Origin of the sequence: Kocuria sp. LHG3120 (assembly GCF_049897445.1) — a bacterium.
Classification (GTDB): Bacteria; Actinomycetota; Actinomycetes; order Actinomycetales; family Micrococcaceae; genus Kocuria; species Kocuria rosea.
Genome location: NZ_JAFCWG010000003.1, coordinates 21691 through 39884, shown reverse-complemented (window position 1 = coordinate 39884; position 18194 = coordinate 21691). Strand labels below are relative to the sequence as shown.

The 18194-nt window shown below is 73.7% G+C and carries 18 protein-coding genes; 6 read left to right on the top strand and 12 right to left on the bottom strand.

Annotated features, from left to right (window positions below):
* Nucleotides 1-32 precede the first annotated feature (32 nt).
* The 3 genes from ACP7CD_RS07095 to ACP7CD_RS07085 all read right to left on the bottom strand — a co-directional run bounded on the left by ACP7CD_RS07095 (nt 33) and on the right by ACP7CD_RS07085 (nt 2250).
* Complete coding sequence (locus tag ACP7CD_RS07095; protein WP_426119688.1) at nt 33-680, bottom strand: HNH endonuclease signature motif containing protein; 648 nt, start codon at nt 678-680, stop codon at nt 33-35.
* Entirely contained in the window at nt 677-1720 is a 1044-nt protein-coding gene (locus ACP7CD_RS07090; RefSeq protein WP_426119686.1) for a DUF222 domain-containing protein, read from the bottom strand. Before ACP7CD_RS07090 ends, ACP7CD_RS07095 begins: the two co-directional genes overlap by 4 nt.
* Nucleotides 1721-1854: 134 nt before the next feature.
* Nucleotides 1855-2250: a hypothetical protein gene (locus ACP7CD_RS07085; protein WP_017832595.1), complete on the bottom strand. Its 396-nt coding sequence runs from the start codon at nt 2248-2250 to the stop codon at nt 1855-1857.
* A gap of 188 nt (nt 2251-2438) precedes the next feature.
* Here ACP7CD_RS07085 and ACP7CD_RS07080 point away from each other — a divergent pair, with 188 nt between their 5' ends.
* The 3 genes from ACP7CD_RS07080 (at nt 2439) to ACP7CD_RS07070 (ending at nt 5990) form a co-directional block, all read left to right on the top strand.
* Nucleotides 2439-3215, top strand: a complete 777-nt coding sequence (locus ACP7CD_RS07080) for a type 1 glutamine amidotransferase domain-containing protein (protein WP_095650378.1) — start codon at nt 2439-2441, stop codon at nt 3213-3215.
* Nucleotides 3216-3348: 133 nt separating this feature from the next.
* Nucleotides 3349-4101, top strand: coding sequence for an SDR family NAD(P)-dependent oxidoreductase (locus tag ACP7CD_RS07075; RefSeq protein WP_017832593.1), 753 nt, complete (start codon nt 3349-3351; stop codon nt 4099-4101).
* A 362-nt stretch (nt 4102-4463) separates the two neighbouring features.
* Nucleotides 4464-5990 (top strand): DEAD/DEAH box helicase, encoded by a 1527-nt coding sequence (locus ACP7CD_RS07070; RefSeq protein ID WP_426119683.1) that lies wholly within the window; start codon nt 4464-4466, stop codon nt 5988-5990.
* A gap of 90 nt (nt 5991-6080) precedes the next feature.
* Here the strand turns inward: ACP7CD_RS07070 and ACP7CD_RS07065 are convergent, their stop codons facing one another.
* Nucleotides 6081-6740 (bottom strand): HAD family hydrolase, encoded by a 660-nt coding sequence (locus ACP7CD_RS07065; protein WP_017832591.1) that lies wholly within the window; start codon nt 6738-6740, stop codon nt 6081-6083.
* Entirely contained in the window at nt 6737-7450 is a 714-nt protein-coding gene (locus tag ACP7CD_RS07060) for an HAD family hydrolase (RefSeq protein WP_095650380.1), read from the bottom strand. The genes ACP7CD_RS07065 and ACP7CD_RS07060 overlap by 4 nt, the downstream gene beginning before the upstream one ends.
* 68 nt (nt 7451-7518) lie before the next feature.
* Here ACP7CD_RS07060 and ACP7CD_RS07055 point away from each other — a divergent pair, with 68 nt between their 5' ends.
* Nucleotides 7519-8052, top strand: coding sequence for a hypothetical protein (locus tag ACP7CD_RS07055; RefSeq protein WP_146200261.1), 534 nt, complete (start codon nt 7519-7521; stop codon nt 8050-8052).
* 67 nt (nt 8053-8119) lie between these two features.
* The gene (locus ACP7CD_RS07050; RefSeq protein ID WP_017832588.1) at nt 8120-8671 is read left to right on the top strand and encodes a DinB family protein; all 552 of its coding nucleotides are present in this window, start codon (nt 8120-8122) and stop codon (nt 8669-8671) included.
* 48 nt (nt 8672-8719) lie between these two features.
* Here ACP7CD_RS07050 and ACP7CD_RS07045 read toward each other — a convergent pair whose 3' ends face one another.
* On the bottom strand, nt 8720-9136 hold the full coding sequence (locus ACP7CD_RS07045) for a VOC family protein (RefSeq protein WP_426119679.1): 417 nt from the start codon (nt 9134-9136) through the stop codon (nt 8720-8722).
* Nucleotides 9137-9478: 342 nt separating this feature from the next.
* Here ACP7CD_RS07045 and ACP7CD_RS07040 point away from each other — a divergent pair, with 342 nt between their 5' ends.
* Nucleotides 9479-10087 carry a CDP-alcohol phosphatidyltransferase family protein gene (locus tag ACP7CD_RS07040; RefSeq protein WP_426119677.1) on the top strand — a complete coding sequence of 203 codons (609 nt, stop codon included), beginning with the start codon at nt 9479-9481 and terminating at the stop codon, nt 10085-10087.
* On the opposite strand, the gene ppgK is transcribed toward ACP7CD_RS07040, so the two are convergent.
* The 6 genes from ppgK to ACP7CD_RS07010 form a co-directional block, all read right to left on the bottom strand.
* Nucleotides 10057-10893 (bottom strand): polyphosphate--glucose phosphotransferase, encoded by an 837-nt coding sequence (gene ppgK, locus ACP7CD_RS07035; RefSeq protein WP_426119675.1) that lies wholly within the window; start codon nt 10891-10893, stop codon nt 10057-10059. The two genes, ACP7CD_RS07040 and ppgK, sit on opposite strands and share 31 nt — an antisense overlap.
* Nucleotides 10894-11101: 208 nt before the next feature.
* On the bottom strand, nt 11102-11401 hold the full coding sequence (locus tag ACP7CD_RS07030; protein ID WP_017832584.1) for a hypothetical protein: 300 nt from the start codon (nt 11399-11401) through the stop codon (nt 11102-11104).
* 623 nt (nt 11402-12024) lie between these two features.
* Nucleotides 12025-13548 carry a SulP family inorganic anion transporter gene (locus tag ACP7CD_RS07025; protein WP_426119672.1) on the bottom strand — a complete coding sequence of 508 codons (1524 nt, stop codon included), beginning with the start codon at nt 13546-13548 and terminating at the stop codon, nt 12025-12027.
* 202 nt (nt 13549-13750) lie between these two features.
* Nucleotides 13751-15868, bottom strand: coding sequence for an acyltransferase family protein (locus ACP7CD_RS07020; protein WP_426119670.1), 2118 nt, complete (start codon nt 15866-15868; stop codon nt 13751-13753).
* Nucleotides 15865-16233, bottom strand: coding sequence for a MerR family transcriptional regulator (locus ACP7CD_RS07015; RefSeq protein WP_017832581.1), 369 nt, complete (start codon nt 16231-16233; stop codon nt 15865-15867). Before ACP7CD_RS07015 ends, ACP7CD_RS07020 begins: the two co-directional genes overlap by 4 nt.
* A 79-nt stretch (nt 16234-16312) precedes the next feature.
* Entirely contained in the window at nt 16313-17998 is a 1686-nt protein-coding gene (locus tag ACP7CD_RS07010; protein WP_095650384.1) for a ribonuclease J, read from the bottom strand.
* Between the last annotated feature and the right edge of the window lie 196 nt (nt 17999-18194).

The following is an 18194-nucleotide window of genomic DNA, read 5'->3' as shown; positions in this document are numbered from 1 at the left end:
CACCCGCACCGTGCGTGCGCTCGGTCGGGCGGTCAGAAGGGGGGAGGGTCTGCGTCCTCGGGCACGGAGCTGCCCCGCTCCCCGACATCCGGGACCGGTCCGCCCGATGTGGCACCGCCCGACGTGGCACCGACCGATGTGGCACCGACCGATGTGGCACCGACCGATGTGGCACCGGCCGAGGGGTCCGGCACGGTCCGGTAGGTCCGTCCGGCCGGTGAGGTCCACTCGAGCACTCCGCCGACGGGCGCCGGCCCCGGCTGCCGCACCGACCAGCGGCCGAGGGCACCGCGGCGGTGCTTGACGAGGTGGTGGTGGCGGCACAGGTGGGCCAGGTTGTCCGCAGCCGTCCGGCCGCCGTCCTGCCACGCCACCGTGTGGTCGAGGTCGCAGCGCTCGGCCCGCCGCCGGCACCCCGGAAAACGACAGGTCCCGTCGCGCAGCCGCAGCCGGCGGCGCAGATCAGCGGGCACCGCGTAGGTGGTGCGGTCGTGGTCGAGGACGGCTCCGGTGACGGGATGGGTCAGCACGCGATGCCACGAGGAGGCACCGGCGGCCAGCTCCCGGGCGACGTCCGCGCTGATCGGGCCGTGACCCTCGAGCACCGGGGCGTCCGCGGGCACGCCGGTGGCCGGGCCGCCGGGGCGGCACCCCAGCAGCGTGAGCACGAGGACCGTCACGCAGACCCGGCCGCGCACACCGCCGGGAACCCGGGGTCGTCGGGGAGCTCCCCCTCCAGCAGGAGATCGGTGAGGACGTCCGCCCGCAGCTGCGCGTCCGTCCGGGCAGTCCTGGCACCCGGCGCGAACCCGTCCGGGCCATCCTCCTCCGGACCGAACTGCACTGGACCGCACTGCACCGGACCGAACTGCACTGGACCGAACTGCGCCGGGCCGCACCGGTCCGGCTCTCGCTCCGTCCCCGCGCGGGCGGTCTCCTCCACGGGCTCCAGTAGCGACGCGAGCGTGTCGAGCCGGTCCTGGACCGCGAGCGCCGTGGGTGCGTCCAGCAGGGCGTGCAGCCACGCCATGCCGTCCTCATCGTGCTCGACCCACACGCGGCGTCCGGCCCGGGCCGCCCGGTGCCTCGCCTCCTGCGTCCCGGCCAGCAGCGCCGCGCGCCGGCGCCGGGCCCACGCGCGCAGCTGCGCCACCGTGCAGTGCGGAGCCCGCTCCACCAGTTCGGCGGCGAGCCGCTGCACGACGGCGGACGGTGCCTCCTGGCCCGCCGGGACGTCCTCGACCAGCTCGCGCCACTGGTCGGCGATCACCGAGGCGTGCCGGGCGCTGAAGAGGCCCGCCTCCAGCGCCTCGAGGACCTCGGGCAGGTGCAGCCCGAGCACGAGGGCCTCGCGGACGCGCCCGAGGGCCGTGCCCGCGGGCAGGCGCAGCGCCGGGCCGATCTCGTCGGCGAGATCACACACCATCTGGTCCTCGGTCTCGAGGAGGGAGCAGACGAGCTCATCGGCCTCGTAGGGCATCAGCCCTGCCGTGGAGACCCAGTCGATCTCGTGGTCCTCCCAGGCCAGCAGCCACAGCCGGACGATGCAGCGCAGCTGGCGCCCCGCCTCCCGCGCCTGTGCGGCCGCCGAGTCCACGAGCTCCCCGACGACCGCCCGCACCTCGGCCCGGACGCCGGCGTCCAGCACCCGCTCCCCGGCGGGAGCGGCTCGGTGCGGACCCGGAGCAGGACGGGCCCGGCGGTGCGCCGTCGTCGTCATGGGCCCGTTCTCCCGGGCGCCTCGGACGTTCTAGGACTTCGGAGTAGGACTCCGGAAAGGCCACCGGGAATGCAGAACGGGTGCCGCCCGTCCGTGCGGACGGGCTGCACCCGTGGGGTCCTGCGGGGCCGTGCCTACTTGGAGACGACCAGGGCCGCGGCGATCGCGGCCAGGAAGGCGTCCTTCGAGAGGCCCGTGCCGGCCTCGGACGGGCGGACGCCGTCCTCCTGGGTCATCTCGGGGTTGCGGAAGTACATCGCGAGCAGCCCGGCGGAGAACGCGCCGAGGGCCAGACCCGCGAGGCGCTTGTTGACGAACGGGGTCAGCAGGGCGGCGCCGATGCCGATCTCCGAGTACGCCACGAACTTGCCGAAGGTGTCGGCGTCCCACTCCTCGAACTGGGGGACGCCGGTGGCGGCGAACTGCTGGAGACCCGCGGCGGCCTCCGTGGGGAGGTCCTTCTTGCCGTAGCCGGACTGCAGCAGGTAGGCGCCGGAGACGCCGCGCAGGATCGCGTTGGAGAGGCTCATGGTCGGTCCTTTCAGGAGGGCGAACAGGGTCATTGAGTCGTCAACGACCCTATCAGGGGAGGGAGCGCGCCCTCCGTGCAGGAGGGGCCGGGAGCGAACACCGGCCCCGGGGGCGGCCCCCGCCGCCTAGGCTGGCCACCCGCTCGCAGGACGCCCTCCGCGTCCCGCCACCCGACGGAAGGACAGACATGGACATCGAGACCATGAAGAAGGTTCTGCTCGTTCTCACCAGCCACGACTCCCTCGGCGACACCGGGGAGCCCACCGGCTACTTCGTGGGGGAGGCCGCCCACCCGTGGAAGGTGTTCCGGGACGCCGGCTACTTCGTCGACTTCGCCTCGATCGCCGGCGGGCAGCCCCCGCAGGACGGCAAGGACGAGGAGGACGAGGTGCAGCGGCAGTACCTCGAGGACGAGACCGTGCGGGCCTCCCTCTACAACACCCCGCGGATCAGCGTGGTCGACCCGGCCCAGTACGACGCGGTCTACCTCGTCGGCGGGCACGGCACCATGTGGGACTTCGCGGGCAACGCGGACCTGCAGGCGCTGGTGGCCGACGTGCACGACGCCGGGGGAGTCGTCGGCGCCGTCTGCCACGGACCCGCCGGGCTCGTGGACGTCGAGCTCGCCAACGGTCTGCGCATCGTCGAGGGACGCCGGGTGGCCGCGTTCACCAACGCCGAGGAGGACGAGGTCGGCAAGTCGGACGTCGTCCCGTTCCTGCTCGAGGACAAGCTCGTCGAGCAGGGCGCGGACGTGCGGACCGCGCCGAACTGGACCGAGAACGTCGTCGTGGACGACCGCCTCGTCACCGGGCAGAACCCGCAGTCCGCGGCCGGCGTGGCCAAGGAGATGACCAAGCTCCTGACCGAGGTGGTGCGCGAGCAGAAGGCCGCCCAGGAGGCGGACTCCGCCGCGCTGCGCCAGGCGCACGACGCCGAGAAGTCCGAGGACGCCGAGGGCTGAGCCTCCGTCCGGTGCGAGGGGCGGCACGGCAGGCGGCGCCCGTGCCACCCCTCGCGGGCCCCGGCGTTTCCGGACAGACTGGGAGCGTCGGGCCGTCCGGCCCGGCCCAGCGGACACACGGCAGGAGAACCACATGGCTGACCTCAAGGACAAGGTCGCGCTCGTCACCGGCGCCGCCTCCGGCATCGGCGAGGCCTGCGCGAAGGACCTCGCGGCGCAGGGCGCCAAGGTCGTCGTCACGGACATCGACACCCGGCGGATCGACGACGTCGTCCAGGCGATCATGGCCGCCGGCGGCGACGCCGCCGGCTTCCGGCAGGACGTGGCGAAGCCCGAGGACTGCGAGGCCGCGGTCGAGTTCGCCCAGCAGACCTACGGCGCCCTGCACCTGGCGGTGAACAACGCCGGGGTCGCCGGCGCGGCGGACGCGGTGGGGGAGTCGGACCTCGACGCGTGGGTGCGCACCGTTCAGATCGACCTGCACTCCGTCATGTTCGGCATGCGCTACCAGCTGCCCGCCATCGAGCAGGCCGGCGGCGGGGCGATCGTCAACATGGCCTCCGTGCACGGCACCGTGGCCGTGGCCGCGGGCAACAGCGCCTACACCGCCGCCAAGCACGGTGTGGTCGGGCTCACCAAGCAGGCCGGCGTGGAGTACGGCCGGCGCGGGGTGCGGATCAACGCCGTCGGCCCCGGCTACATCGACACCCCGCTGCTCAGGACCGCGCCGGCGTCCGTCCTCGAGGGGCTCACCGCCAAGCACCCGCTCGGCCGGCTGGGCCGCGCCGAGGAGGTCGCCGCCCTGACCACGTTCCTCCTCTCGGAGAAGGCCTCCTTCATGACGGGCGGGTACTACCTGGTCGACGGCGGCTACACCGCGCTGTAGCCCCCGCACCGCGGACCCACCGCACCGGCGCCGGATGCGTGCACGCGTCACCGCGTCCCGCACCGGCGCGGTGGGCCCGGCGCCGTCATGGCGCGGCCGTGCCCTCCGCCACATCCGGGTGGTGGCGTGCCGCCGGTGCTGTAGGGTGAGGCGTATTGCATATGGCACTGCTCCCCGTTCCCGGGTGAGCAGGCAGGCGTCGAGCACCCCGTTCTTCTTCCAGCGTGGCACCGTTCCAGACGGTCTCAGCCCGCTCGCAGGGGCTCCAGGAGTCATTCGGCGCAACCCGGCGCGCTACCCCCTTGCCGGGACATCCGATCGAAAGACGTATCCCAGTTTTGGCTACTTTCACCGACCTTGGCGTGCCCAAGGCCCTTTCCGCCGTCCTCGCCCAGCAGGGCATCGAGCAGGCGTTCCCCATCCAGGAGAAGACCCTCCCCGACTCGCTGGCCGGCCGTGACGTGCTCGGCCGCGGCAAGACCGGCTCGGGCAAGACCGTGGCGTTCGCGCTGCCGCTCGTGTCCCGTCTCGCCGGACTGACCGGCAACGGCGCCCGCGCCGCCCGGCGGGCCAACCGGCCCACCGGCCTGGTCCTGGCCCCCACCCGCGAGCTGGCCACCCAGATCGACCGCGCGATCGCCCCGCTGGCCGAGGCCGCCGGGCAGACGACCACCGTCATCTTCGGCGGGGTCTCCCAGCGCAACCAGGAGAAGGCGCTCGCCAAGGGCGCCGACATCGTCATCGCCTGCCCCGGCCGGCTCGAGGACCTGCTGAAGCAGAACGTCCTCACGCTCGACGACGTCCGCGTGACGGTCATCGACGAGGCCGACCACATGGCCGACATGGGCTTCCTGCCCGTGGTGACCCGCATCCTCAAGCGCACCCCCCAGGGCGGCCAGCGGCTGCTGTTCTCCGCGACGCTCGACGGCGGCGTGGACAAGCTCGTCAAGCAGTTCCTGTCCAACCCGGTCAAGCACTCCGTGGACGCCCCGCAGGCGTCCGTGTCCACCATGGACCACCACGTGCTCGTCGTGGACGCGGACGAGAAGCAGGAGCTCATCGAGGCCCTGGCCTCCGGCACCGGCCGCCGCGTGATGTTCACGCGCACCAAGCACCGCGCCAAGAAGATGGCCCGCAAGCTCAGCCAGATGGGCATCCCCGCCGTGGACCTGCACGGCAACCTGTCCCAGAACGCCCGCGACCGCAACCTGGCCCAGTTCTCCGCCGGTGACGTGCGCGTGCTCGTCGCCACCGACGTCGCCGCCCGCGGCGTGCACGTGGACGAGGTCGAGCTGGTCGTGCACATCGACCCGCCCACCGAGCACAAGTCCTACCTGCACCGCTCCGGGCGCACCGCCCGCGCCGGCGCCTCCGGCTCCGTGGTCACGGTGGCCACCAAGGAGGAGCGCCGCGAGGTCACGCAGCTCATGAAGGCCGCGGGCGTCACCGCGAACTTCGACACCGTGACCGTCGGCTCCCCGGCCGTCACGGCACTCGTGGGCGAGCTCGCCGACAAGGTCGCCTACGTGGCGCCGCCCGTCCAGGCGCAGGGCCGCCCGGCGAGCGGTCAGCGCTCCGGCGCCGGCCGCTCCGGTGGCCGTGCCGGCTCCGGCGGCAACCGCGGCCGCGGCGGACAGAACCGTTCCGAGCAGCCGCGCGGCGCCTCCCGCGACCAGCGCGGCGAGACCGGCAGCCGCGGGGGCTCCCGCCCCGGCAACGGCTCGGCCTCCCGCTCGGCGGCACCGGCCCGCTCGGCCGCGCCCAGCCGTTCCACGGCGCCCGCGTACTCGACCGAGTCCGCGCCGGACCGCTCCACCCAGGCCGCGGCCCGTCGCCGCACCCGGAGCCCGCGCCGCGCGTCCTCCCCCCAGGGCACCGCGACCCGCTGAGCCCAGGCACCTCGCACGAGGGCCCGTTCCCTGCCGTCCCGCATCGCGCGGACGGCAGGGAACGGGCCCTCGTCGTCGTGGTGGACCTCGTCAGACGGCCGGACCCAGCCCGCGCAGGAACTCCAGGGTGACGTCCGTGTGGGCGTCCACGAGCACCAGGCCGGGAGCGGGCTCCACGGGCAGCTCCCCGGGCACCACCACCACGGGCATCCCGGCGGCCGCCGCGCTCGCCGCCCCCGTCTGCGAGTCCTCGACCGCCACGCACCGTGCCGGGTCCACGCCCAGCCGCCGCGCCGCGAGCAGGTAGGGCTCCGGGTGCGGCTTGGCGTGCTCCACGTCCTCCTGCGAGACGACCACCCGCAGCACCTCGGGCGCCCCGGACGCGGTGCCCTCCGCGACCACGGTCAGGGCGTTCGTCACCACGGCGCCGGGGATGCCGGCCCGCTCGAGCTCGGCCAGCAGGTCGCGCATGCCGGGCAGGAACGGGACCTCGCCCGTGAGCGAGGCCGCGACCTCCCGCCCGAGCTCGGCCGTGATGGCCTCGACGGTCCCCTCGGCGCCGCGCTCGACCATCAGCCGCGCCGACGCGGGCACCGTCCGGCCCAGCGTGGCGAGGTCGTCCTCGGTGCTCCAGCCGACGCCGTACCGGCCGGCCACCGCCCGCTTGGCCACGGCCCACTGCGGTTCGGAGTTCACGAGGGTGCCGTCGTGGTCGAACAGGACGGCGGCGGGGAAGTCGGGGGCGCTCACGGGCGGGTCTCCTGCACGGGGTGGAAGGGCGACGACGGGGACTGCGGGTCCAGCGAGCGCAGCAGCTCCAGGGTCAGCTCCCGGTGGGATCCCAGGTGCAGCAGCCCGGGGCCGCGCTCGACCTCCAGCTCGCCGGGGACGACCACGGTGGGGATGCCCGCCGCGACGCCCGCGGCGGCCCCGGCGGGGGAGTCCTCGACCACGACGCACCGGTGGGGGTCGACCCCGAGGCGGCGCGCCGCCGTGAGGTAGGCGTCCGGGTCCGGCTTGGGGCGGACCCCCTGCGCGTACTCGTCCGTGCCGATGACGACCTGGAACAGGTCCTCCGGGGCGGTGGCCGCGGTGTGGTGGCCCATCGCCGAGCTCGCGTTGGTGACGATCGCCGCGGGGATCCCCGCGGCCGAGAGCTCCTCGAGGAGCTCCGCGATCCCGTCGATGAAGGTCAATTCGGTGTCCTCCAGGACGCGGACGCTGTGCTCGAAGACCGCCCGGAACAGCTCGTCCGGACCGAGCGGCACGCCGACCCGCTGCAGCCGGTCGATCGTCGCGGCGACCGGCCGGCCCAGGGTCGCGAGCGAGTCCTCGGGGGTCCAGAGCCGTCCGTGCTCGGCGGCGAGGTTCTGCTTGGCGCGGTCCCAGAGCGGCTCGGTGTCGACGAGGGTCCCGTCGTGGTCGAAGAGGACGGCGTGCGGGAATCCGGGGGAGGGCATGCGCTCCAGCCTACCGGGGCGCCCGCGGGCGGGTCTCCGGCGGGAGGCCCGTCGATAGACTGGCGGGCGTGGAAACAGCCCTCGACCGCGTGCCGCACCGTCCCGCCGTCCTGCAGCGCGCCGTGCCCGTCCTCGGGGTCCCCGCGGCCCTGCTGCTCGGGGTGTGGGTGGCCGTGGGCCGCGGCCTGGCCGGAGCCGCCGGTGACCTGGTGCTGCTCTACACGCTGACGCTGGCCCTGCCGCTGACCGCGCTGCTCGTGGTGGCCGGGGTGCTGCTGCGCCGGGACGCCCGCGCCCACGTCCCTGCCGGGGCGTCCCTGCGGTCCTCGCTGACGGTGCTCGCCGCATGGGCCGTGCTCCTCGGCTTCGGCGCCGTCCTCCCGGACCGCGTGGACGGCGCCGGCGCGTCCGTGCTGACCCGGGCCGCCGACCCCGTCCACCTGGGCCTGTCCGCGGGGTTCGCCAACACCCTCGGCATCCTCTCGTTCGTCCTGGCGACCGCCGCCGTGGTGCTCGCCGCGACCGACCTGCGCCGGACCCGCCGGGTCCAGCGCGGGGAGCCGCTCGACGAGGACGAGATCCTGGACCGGCAGGGGCTGTGACCCGCCCGGCCCGCCCCGTCCGCCGCGGGACCTCGCCGCACCCGGTGGACCCGGGTACATTGGCCGCATGACCACCGAGCGCCCCGGAACCCCCGACACCTCCCCGGTCCCTCCGGAGACCAAGGACTGGACCGTGGTGCTCGACCGGGGCTGCCCCGACTGCGGGTTCGACCCGGACTACGACGTCACGAGCACGGGGGAGCGGGCGCGGGCCACGGTCGAGCGCTGGGCGGCGGTCCTCGACCGCCTGGGCATGACGGACCGGCCCCGCCCGGGGACGTGGTCCCCGCTGGAGTACGCCTGCCACGTCCGGGACCTCTGCCGGGTCTTCCGCGAGCGGCTGCGGCTCATGCTCGACGAGCAGGACCCGGTCTTCGCGGACTGGGACCAGGACGCCGCGGCGGTCGAGGGACAGTACAACCTGCAGGACCCCTACGAGGTCTCCGGGGAGCTCGCGCAGGAGGTCCGCGCCACCGCGGACGCCTTCGACGCCGTGACCGGGGAGCAGTGGGCCCGGACCGGCCGGCGCGGGGACGGCAAGGACTTCACCGTGGCGAGCTTCGCGGCGTACTTCCTGCACGACGTCGAGCACCACCTGCGCGTCGACGTCCGCGGCTGAGCCCGCCCCGGCCGCACCTCCCGGCGCGGACGGGCCGGGCGAGGGCGTTCAGCCGAGGTGCACGGTCCCGTCGTCGTCGATCCGCCACCCCGGGTTGTGCGCGATCTCCCACACCACGCCGTTGGGATCGGCGACGTGCGCGTGGAAGACGCCCCCGAAAGCGCCCGGCCGCGGGCTCGTGAGCACGGTCCCGCCCGCGGCGCTCATCGCGTCGACGCTCGCGCGCACCGCGGCCTCGCCGTCCACGTTGTGCGCGAGCGTCACGCCCTGCGCCGGGGCGGCCGATGGAAGGCCCAGGTCCTCGGCGAACTTCCCGGCGTCGAAGAGCCCCAGGACCGTCCCCGGGGCGATCTGGAAGAAGAGGATCTCGCCCGGGACGTCGAGCAGCGGCTCCCAGCCGAGACCCCGCGCGTAGAACTCGCGGGCGGCGTCGAGGTCCGGGGCGGACAGGGTGAGGAAGTGCACGCGAGGATCCACAGCGGTCCTTCGGTCGGGCCCGGCCCCGGTGAGCGGGGCGGACGGGGTGGCGCGCCCGGAGTCGGGCCGAGGACGCGCACCGGGTCGGAGCTCACCGGGCGAGGGTGCACAGCGTGCGCCGGCGGAGCCGCTGCGGGCGCACCGACGACCGGCGACGAGGCTCCCGCCCCATTCTGCCCGGGCGGCCCGTGCGCGGCCAGGGACCGTGCCGGCCCTCGCGCCGGGCGGCGTCATCTCCCGGGCCGCCCGGCGCCGACCAGATAGTCTCGAGGGCAGCACCGACGGGCGCGGACCGTTCGCCCGGGAGCGCCGGAGGACGGGACGAGGCACATGGCACAGCAGCACCAGGACGCGGTCGAGCCGGCGGAGTCGCCGTACTACGACCGGGTGCTCACGGTGCCCAACGTGGTCTCGGTGGTGCGTTTCGCGCTCATCGTCCCGGCCGTGCTGGCCGTCCTCGACATCGACGAGCGGCCGGTGCGCGCGCTGGTCCTCGTCGCCCTCTTCTCCCTGACGGACTGGGTCGACGGCACCCTGGCCCGGGCGCTCCGGCAGCGCAGCCGGGTCGGGGAGGTCATGGACCCCATCGCCGACCGGCTGGGGACCGTGGCGATCGCCGTGGCCGCGAGCATCGTCGGGCTGTTCCCCTGGTGGGTGCTGATCGTCATCGCGGTCGTCGACGTCGTGGTGGGGATCGCCACCCTGGTGCGGCGGTCCCTCGGCACCCTGCGGGTCACGACGGTCGGCAAGGCGAAGACCGCCCTGCTCATGGTGGGGACCGTGCTCGTGCTGGCGGGGCCCGCCTGGTCCACCCCCGAGGTGACGGACGTCGGCCGGGTCATGGTCCAGGTGGCGGCCGTCCTGCACGTCCTGGCGGGCGTGCAGTACTTCCGCCAGGCCCTCCGGGGTCAGGCCGATGCCGGCGGCACGGCGAGGTAGGCGTGCCGGGCGGCGCCGATGATGCCCGCCGCGTTGCGCAGCTCGGCCGGGACGACGCGCGTGTCCAGGCGCAGACGGGGCAGGAAGTCCTCGTGCCGGGCGGAGATCCCGCCGCCGACTACGATCAGGTCCGGTGAGAAGAGGAACTCCAGGTGCGCGAAGTACTGCTGGAGACGCTCGGCGTAGTCCGGCCAGTCCAGTCCTTCCCGCTCCCGGGCCACCGCCGAGGCCCGCACCTCGGCGTCGACCCCGCCGAGCTCCAGGTGGCCCAGTTCGACGTTGGGCACCAGCTTCCCGTCCACGAACAGCGCCGAGCCGATGCCGGTGCCCAGGGTGATGACCAGGACGGTGCCGCTGGCCCCGCGCCCGGCGCCGTAGCGGAGCTCGGCCAGGCCCGCGGCGTCGGCGTCGTTGAGGACGTGGACGGTGCGTCCCAGCCGCTCCGTGAGGAACCGGTGGACGTCCAGGCCGATCCACGCGTCGTCGATGTTCGCGGCGGAGCGCGCCACGCCGTGGCGGATGATCGCGGGGAGCGCCACGCCCACGCTGGCCTCCGGGTGCGGGGCCTGGGGACCGGCGGCGAGCTCCTGCACGATGAGCACGAGCTGCTCGGCCAGGGCCTCCGGTGTGGCAGGGAGGGGGGTGGGGCGCTGGAGGACCGGGGTGGTCAGCTCGCCGTCGGCCATGTCCACGGCCGCGTACTTGATCAGGGTGCCGCCGACGTCCACCCCGATGTGGTGCCGGTGCAGGGTCGACCAGCCGGCCGGCGCAGAGGGTGGGACGGGGCGGGGCGAGAGGTTGGCCATCCGACATCCTAGGGTCGAGGTGGGGGCACGGGGCGACGACGGGCGCGCTGCGTCCGGCTCGCTGCGCCCGACCGGGTGCGGGCCGTCGTCGGGGCCGGCACCCCGGACCATTGTGCCACCGCGGCCGCCGGAGTCGTGGAGGTGGCGCCGCGCCCGAGGCGCGGTCCGAGGAGCTCCGAGGAGGATCCGTCGCGGTGGAGGTGCCGGCTCAGGCGCGCGGCCAGAGGCCCGGTGCGCTGCCGCGGTCCTGCGGGCCGGCGTCGTCCCGGGAGCCCGCGTCGATCTCCCACGAGAACGGCACCCGGGCGACGGGCGCGTCCCGGACGAGTCCGTTGACCGCGCGGGCGAGCAGGTCGCGGTGGGCGGCCGGCAGTCTCAGGCACCCGTGCAGGTACGCGTCGACCTCCAGCATCCCGGCCTCGCCGCCGAGCTGGAAGCAGTGCCACCAGACCCGGGCCGCGTCGAGACCGGCGCGCTCGACGGCGTGCCGGGCGAGGCGTGCCTGCACGGCTCCGATCCTGTCGTCGTCCACGGTCCCCCTACTGTGGTGCGTCGCTCCGAGGACGGTCCCGGACCGGGCGCGACGCTGCGCAGCGGTCCGGGACCGTCCGTGGCGGCGCGGTGGCGCCGCCGCCCCCATCATGGTTCCGGGTGGGCCGCGGGGTCACCACACGGAGCCCGGGCGCGTGCGTTTTCCGGACCGTCGGTGCTTCCTCCGGACGCCCGGGCCCGGACGGGCACCACCGACGGGGCCGGGCGGAGCGGGGTGCGGGGGTGCCGGCGGACGGGGCCGGCACACAGAAGGGGAGCGGGGCGGCCCCCCAGCCGGCCCCGCTCCCTGCTGCTCCCGCGCCGGGACCCGATGCGGGTGACGCCCCCCGGAGTCCGGAGGCGGCGCGCTGTCGGTCGACGGTGCGGGAGCCGGGGGATGATCCTTGGCGGACCACAGAATCCCCTGGTGAGAAGCAACAATGCTCGATCCCGCGGCGTACGGCAAGACCCCTCAGTGTGACCCAGTTCACATGCAGACACAAAGGGTTGTGATCGCAAATGCATGGGTCGGCGGGGCGTGCCGAGGAGTCGTGCCGTGGCTCGGCCCGCCGGGCCGGTGCGCCGGGTCAGTGCGCCGGGTCAGTGCTCGGAGTTGAGCATTCCGCCCAGGCGCACCCGCATCCGGCGGCTGGCCTGGTTGAGCCCGACGATCGCCACGTCCTTGCCGTAGTGGGCGTACTTGTCCGTCACGGAGTCCAGGGCGGCGACGGTGGAGGCGTCCCAGAGATGGGAGCCGGAGAAGTCGATGACGATCTGCTGAGGGTCCCCGGCGTAGTCGAACATCGTGTAGAGGTCGTTGGAGGAGGCGAAGAACAGCTCCCCGTGCACGGTGTAGACCGCCGTCTCCCGGCCGTCGCGCCGCTCGAGCGCACGGTCGACGGTGACGAAGTGGGCCACCCGGCGGGCGAAGGCGACCATCGCCACGAGCACCCCCACGATCACGCCGAGGGCGAGGTTGTGCGTCCACACGGTCACGGCCACGGTGGAGAGCATCACCAGGGTCTCCGGGAGGGGCATCCGCGCCAGGGTCGAGGGGCGGACCGAGTGCCAGTCGAACGTCGCCCACGACACGAAGATCATGATGGCCACCAGGGCCGCCATCGGGATGACCGCCACGACCTCGCCGAGGGTCACGACGAGGAGCAGCAGGAAGATCCCGGCCAGGAAGGTGGAGATGCGGGTGCGGGCCCCCGAGGCGCGCACGTTGATCATCGTCTGGCCGATCATCGCGCACCCGCCCATCCCGCCGAAGAAGCCGGTCACGATGTTGGCCGCGCCCTGCGCCCAGGACTCTCGGGTCTTGTTCGAGCGCGTGTCGGTGATGTCGTCGACGAGCTTGGCCGTCATCAGCGACTCGAGCAGGCCCACCAGCGCCATGGTCAGGGCGAACGGGGCGATGATCCGGAAGGTCTCCAGGTCCAGCGGGACGTCGGGGAAGAACAGCGACGGCAGGGACTCGGGCAGCTCGCCCTTGTCGCCGACGCTCGGCACGTCCATGCCCATCGGCACCACGATCGCGGTGATCACCACGATGGCCACCAGCGGGGCGGGGACCGCGCCGGTCAGCCGGGGGAACAGGAACACGATGGCCAGGCCCAGGGCCGTCAGTGGGTAGACGGCCCAGGGCACCCCGATCAGCTCGGGGATCTGGGAGCTGAAGATCAGGATGGCCAGGGCGTTGACGAAGCCCACCATGACCGAGCGCGGGATGAAGCGCATCAGCCGCGCCGCGCCGATCAGGGCCAGGACCACCTGGAAGACCCCGGCCAGGATCACCGCGGCGATGAAGTAGTCGATGCCGTGGGAGGCCACCAGCGGGGCGATCACCAGCGCCACCGCGCCGGTGGCAGCGGAGATCATCGCGGGCCGGCCGCCCAGCACGGCGGTGGTCACGGCCATGGTGAAGGACGCGAACAGGCCCAGGCGGGGGTCCACCCCGGCGATGATCGAGAAGGCGATCGCCTCCGGGATGAGCGCCAGGGCCACCACGAGCCCGGCCAGGACCTCGGTCTTGAGGTGACGGGGGGACCGGAGGGTCAGGCGCACCGACTGGCGCTGCTCGGGCGTGAGGTCGGCCGCGGGGCCGGCTGTCGTGGTGGCCAAGGAGGCTCCGTTCGCAGGAGAGGAGGTCGGGGGAGGGCTGGGCGGAAGGGCTGGAGTTGTGCCGGGCGGTGTGCCCGCGGGTGGACGCGGCGTCGCGCGGGAAGGGTGGCGCCCGTGGGTGGGCGCACCGGTGGGGGCCGCGCCATGACTCTATCCTAACGTGAGGGTAGGGTCCTCGGCCGCGGGGCGGGGGAGAGGTGGCTCACGTCCGGTCGAGGGCGGCCAGCAGGCGCTCCTCGACGTCGGGCACCAGCGTCTCGCCGTAGCTGGAGGTGACGTGGTCGAGGTCGCGGTAGACCATGATGTTGCCGACCACCCCGGGGCAGGTGGTCCCGGTGCACAGCCGGTCGGTGAGGTCGATGCTGTGCAGGTCCTCGTGCCGGGCGGCCAGCTCCTCCAGCGGGTTGACGGGGAGCAGCGACTCGGAGCGGGGGACGTTGCAGCGGTCGCGGTCGGGCCCGTAGGTCTCCACGCACTCGAACATGTCGTAGGGGAAGCGCGGGTTGTCGCGGAAGGCCAGCACCGGGATGCCGGCGTCCAGGAACGGTTGCACACCGGCCTCGTAGCCCTCGACGAGCTTCTCGTGCGGGGCCTCGGGCAGGCTGAGGGTGCCGATGGTCAGCACCGCGTCGGGCTCGGTCTCCAGGACCGCCTCCCGGGCCGCGGTGTTGAAGTCGTTGCACTCGGCCTGGTAGTTCTCCGACTCGCTCGTGTAGCGGCAGGCGTTGCGCAGGTAGGAGACCACCGTCCAGCCCTGGGCGTCGGCGACCCGGTGGATCGGCGTGAGCAGCTGCCGGGCGTGGGAGTCCCCGAGGACCACCAGGGTCAGACCGGGGTCGGTGCCGCCCGGATCGGTGCCGCCGGCGGGGTCCGGGTCGGGGGCGATGATCCTGCACTCGCCCAGCTCGGCGATGCCCGGCGGGGTCCGCTCGGGGGGACAAGGGTCCCCGGTGTCGCCCCACTCCTGGTCGCGCTCGTCCTCGGTGGGGATGATCGGCACGTCCGGGACCTCGCTCGCCTCCCCGCGCAGCACCGCGGCGCCGGGGTAGTTCTGCGCGGTGCGTTCCACCCCGGCGGTGGGGTCGCGCAGCACCGTGTACTGGTGGGCGCCGGTGAGCGGTACCGCCACGAGCAGGGCGGTGGCGATCAGCCGGATCCCGCTGCGAGCACGGATCCCGGGCAGGGCGCGCCAGCCGGTCAGCAGCAGCGCGGTGACCCGGGTGAGGACCACCGAGGCGGCCAGGATCCCGAGTCCGGCCGGCACCGGCACGGTGTCCCGGGCCGTGAGCAGCAGATAGGTGATCAGCAACGGCCAGTGCCACAGGTAGATCCCGTAGGCGCGGTCCCCGAACCACTGCAGCGGACGCGCCGACAGGAGCCGGGCAGCGCCGGTCCGGGCGTCGGGTGCCAGGGCACCGCCGAGCAGGATCGCCGCGGCCCCCAGGGTGGGGGCCAGGGCGACGGTGCCGGGGAAGCGGGTGTCGGGGCCGATGAGGAAGGGGGTGGCCAGGATCGCGGCCAGCCCGGCCCAGCCCAGGACCACCCCGGTCACCCGGGCCGGGGCGCTCCGGCGCCGGGAGGCCGTTCGCGCGGTGCCGGAGCCGGCCAGGGCCAGGGCTGCCATGGAGCCCAGGGCGAACTCCCACAGCCGGGTCAGGGTGCTGAAGTAGGCCGCCTCGGGCCCGGCCGCGGTGGCCACCACCGACCAGGCCAGCGAGCCGGCGAACACGGCGGCGAACACGACCCAGGCCACCGGGCGGAACCCGGTCCCGGTCCGCCGGGCCGTCACGGCGGCCCCGGCCAGCAGCAGCGGCCACACCAGGAACACCTGGCCCTGCACCGACAGCGACCACATGTGCTGCAGCGGGGTCGTGGCCGCGGAGTTGCCGGCGTAGTAGTCCACGGCCTGGTCCGCCAGCACCCAGTTCACGACGTAGAACAGCGACCCCCAGGCCTGGGCCAGCAGCTCGGCCCACCGGCTGGGCGGGAACCAGAGGAACACCGCGGCGAGCACGGCCAGCAGCAGCACCGCCACCGGGCCCAGCAGCCGGGCGAAGGTCCGGGCCCAGTAGGCCGGCAGTTCCAGGGGCCGGCCGTGCTCGATCCGGCGGGCGAAGGAGCCTGTGAGCAGGAACGCGGAGAGCTCGAAGAACACGTCCACCCCGCCGGAGACCTTCTCGGTCCACACGTGGAAGACCACCACCAGCAGCACGGCCACCCCGCGCAGACCCTGCAGGTCCGGGCGGTGGGCGGTCCGCGGGGACGGGCTGCGGAGGACCGCCACGGGCTCGGCGGCGCAGCTCGTCGAGCGCTCGGTCATCGCCGGAGCCGCTGCTCCAGCATCGCGATGAACTCGTCCGCCTGGGCCAGCTTCCTGGCCAGCCGGTCCCGCTCGGGGTGGGCCCGCTCGAGGTAGTCGGCGAGCCGGGCCTCTGCGGGCTCGTCGGCGCCGAGCAGCTCGAGCAGCTCGGCCATCTCCTCCAGGGAGAAGCCGAGCGGCTTCATCCGCTTGATGTGGGTGAGCCGTTCCACGTCCCGCTCCGTGTAGACGCGGAACCCGCCCTCGGTGCGCGAGGCCGGCAGCAGGCCCACCTCGTCGTAGTGGCGGATGGTGCGCAGGGACAGCTCGGTCCGATCGGCGAGCTCGCCGATCTGCATGGTGCCTCCGCGGACGCGCTGCGGCATCGAACGACCTCCAGGAATCAGGGGACCCCGAGTCTACCAACCGCCCGGTCCCGGCCCCGGGGCCGGGCGGTCGTGCGGCTCAGGCGTCGACGACGACGACCGTCACCAGCGGGGCCCGCCGGTAGGCGCGCTCCAGGTGGCGGGAGACGGTCTCGGCGATGATCGACTCGAGCTTCTCCAGGTCGGCGACCTTGGACGTGGCCGGGCGCGCCAGGGCGTTCTTCACCTTGTCGGCGGCCCCGTCGAAGACGTGCTCGTCGTGGACGAAGCCCTTCGCCAGGAACTCCAGCGGCTCGGCGAGCGCGTTGGTGTCGGCGTCGACGATGGCCACGACCGTGACCACTCCGCCCTCCTGCAGCAGCCGGCGCTCCACCAGGGTCTCCTCGGTGACCTTGCCCACGGTGTGGCCGTCGACGTAGACCAGACCGGCCTCCACCTGCCCGGAGATCCGCGCCCGGCCGTCGACGAGGTCGATGACGGTGCCGTCCCGGCCGATCAGCACGTTCTCCGGGTCGACACCGGTGCGGACCGCCAGCTCGGCGTTGGCGTGCAGGTGCTTGGACTCCCCGTGCACGGGCAGCACGTGGGTGGGCTTGACGATGTTGTAGCAGTAGACCAGCTCCCCGGCCGAGGCGTGGCCGGAGACGTGGACCTTGGCGTTGCCCTTGTGCACGACCTTCACGCCGAGGTCGGTGAGCTTGTTGATGATGCCGTAGATCGCGTTCTCGTTGCCCGGGATCAGCGAGCTCGCCATGAGCACCGTGTCCCCGGCGTTGAGCTGGATCTGGTGCGTCTCGTTGGCCATGCGCGAGAGCGCGGCCAGGGGCTCGCCCTGGGAGCCGGTGCACACCAGGGTGACCTTGGCGTCCGGCATGGACTGGAGCTTCTTGAAGTCGACCACCAGCCCGCGGGGGATCTTCAGGTAGCCCAGGTCGCGGGCGATGCCCATGTTCTTGACCATGGACCGGCCCACGAAGGCCACCTTGCGCCCGTGGGCGTGGGCGGCGTCGAGGACCTGCTGGATGCGGTGGACGTGGCTGGCGAAGCTGGAGACGATGATCCGCTTCGGGGCGGTGGCGAAGACCTGGTTGATCGCCGGCGTCAGCTCCTGCTCCGAGGTGGTGAAACCGGGGACCTCGGCGTTGGTGGAGTCGGTGAGGAACAGGTCCACGCCCTCGTCGCCCAGGCGGGCGAAGTGGCGCAGGTCGGTGATCCGGTCGTCCAGCGGGAACTGGTCCATCCGGAAGTCCCCGGTGTGCAGCACCAGCCCGGCGTCCGTGCGGATCGCCACGGCCAGGCTGTCCGGGATCGAGTGGTTGACCGCGACGAACTCGCACTCGAACGGGCCCGCCTTGTGGGTGTCCCCGGCCTCGACGTGGACCGCCTTCGGGGTGATCCGGTGCTCCTTGAGCTTGGACGTGATGAACGCCAGGGTCAGCTCGGAGCCGATGACCGGGATGTCCGGGCGCTCCTTGAGCAGGTACGGCACGCCCCCGATGTGGTCCTCGTGGCCGTGGGTGAGCACGATGCCGACGATGTCGCCCAACCGGTGCCGGATGGAGGTGAAGTCGGGCAGGATCACGTCGATGCCCGGCTGGTGCTCCTCGGGGAACAGCACCCCGCAGTCGACGACGAGCAGCTTGCCGGCGTGCTCGAAGACGGTCATGTTGCGTCCGATCTCGCCCAGACCGCCCAGCGGGGTGATCCGCAGGCCCCCGGAGGGCAGCGGGGGCGGGGACTTGAGCTTGCGGGAGGAAATGGTCAAAGGATTCCGCTTTCATCGTGGGTTCAACGTGGGGTGGAGCAAGGTCGTGCGGGCGGCTCGCGTCGAGCCGGGGCCGCGTCCGGGACCTGACGGCCCCGAGAAGTCTGGGACAACTCTAACGTCGGGTCAGGGTCGCGGCGGACCGCCGGGCGGCGCGGACGGGGAACGGACCGCCCCGGCGAGGGCCCGCAGGAGG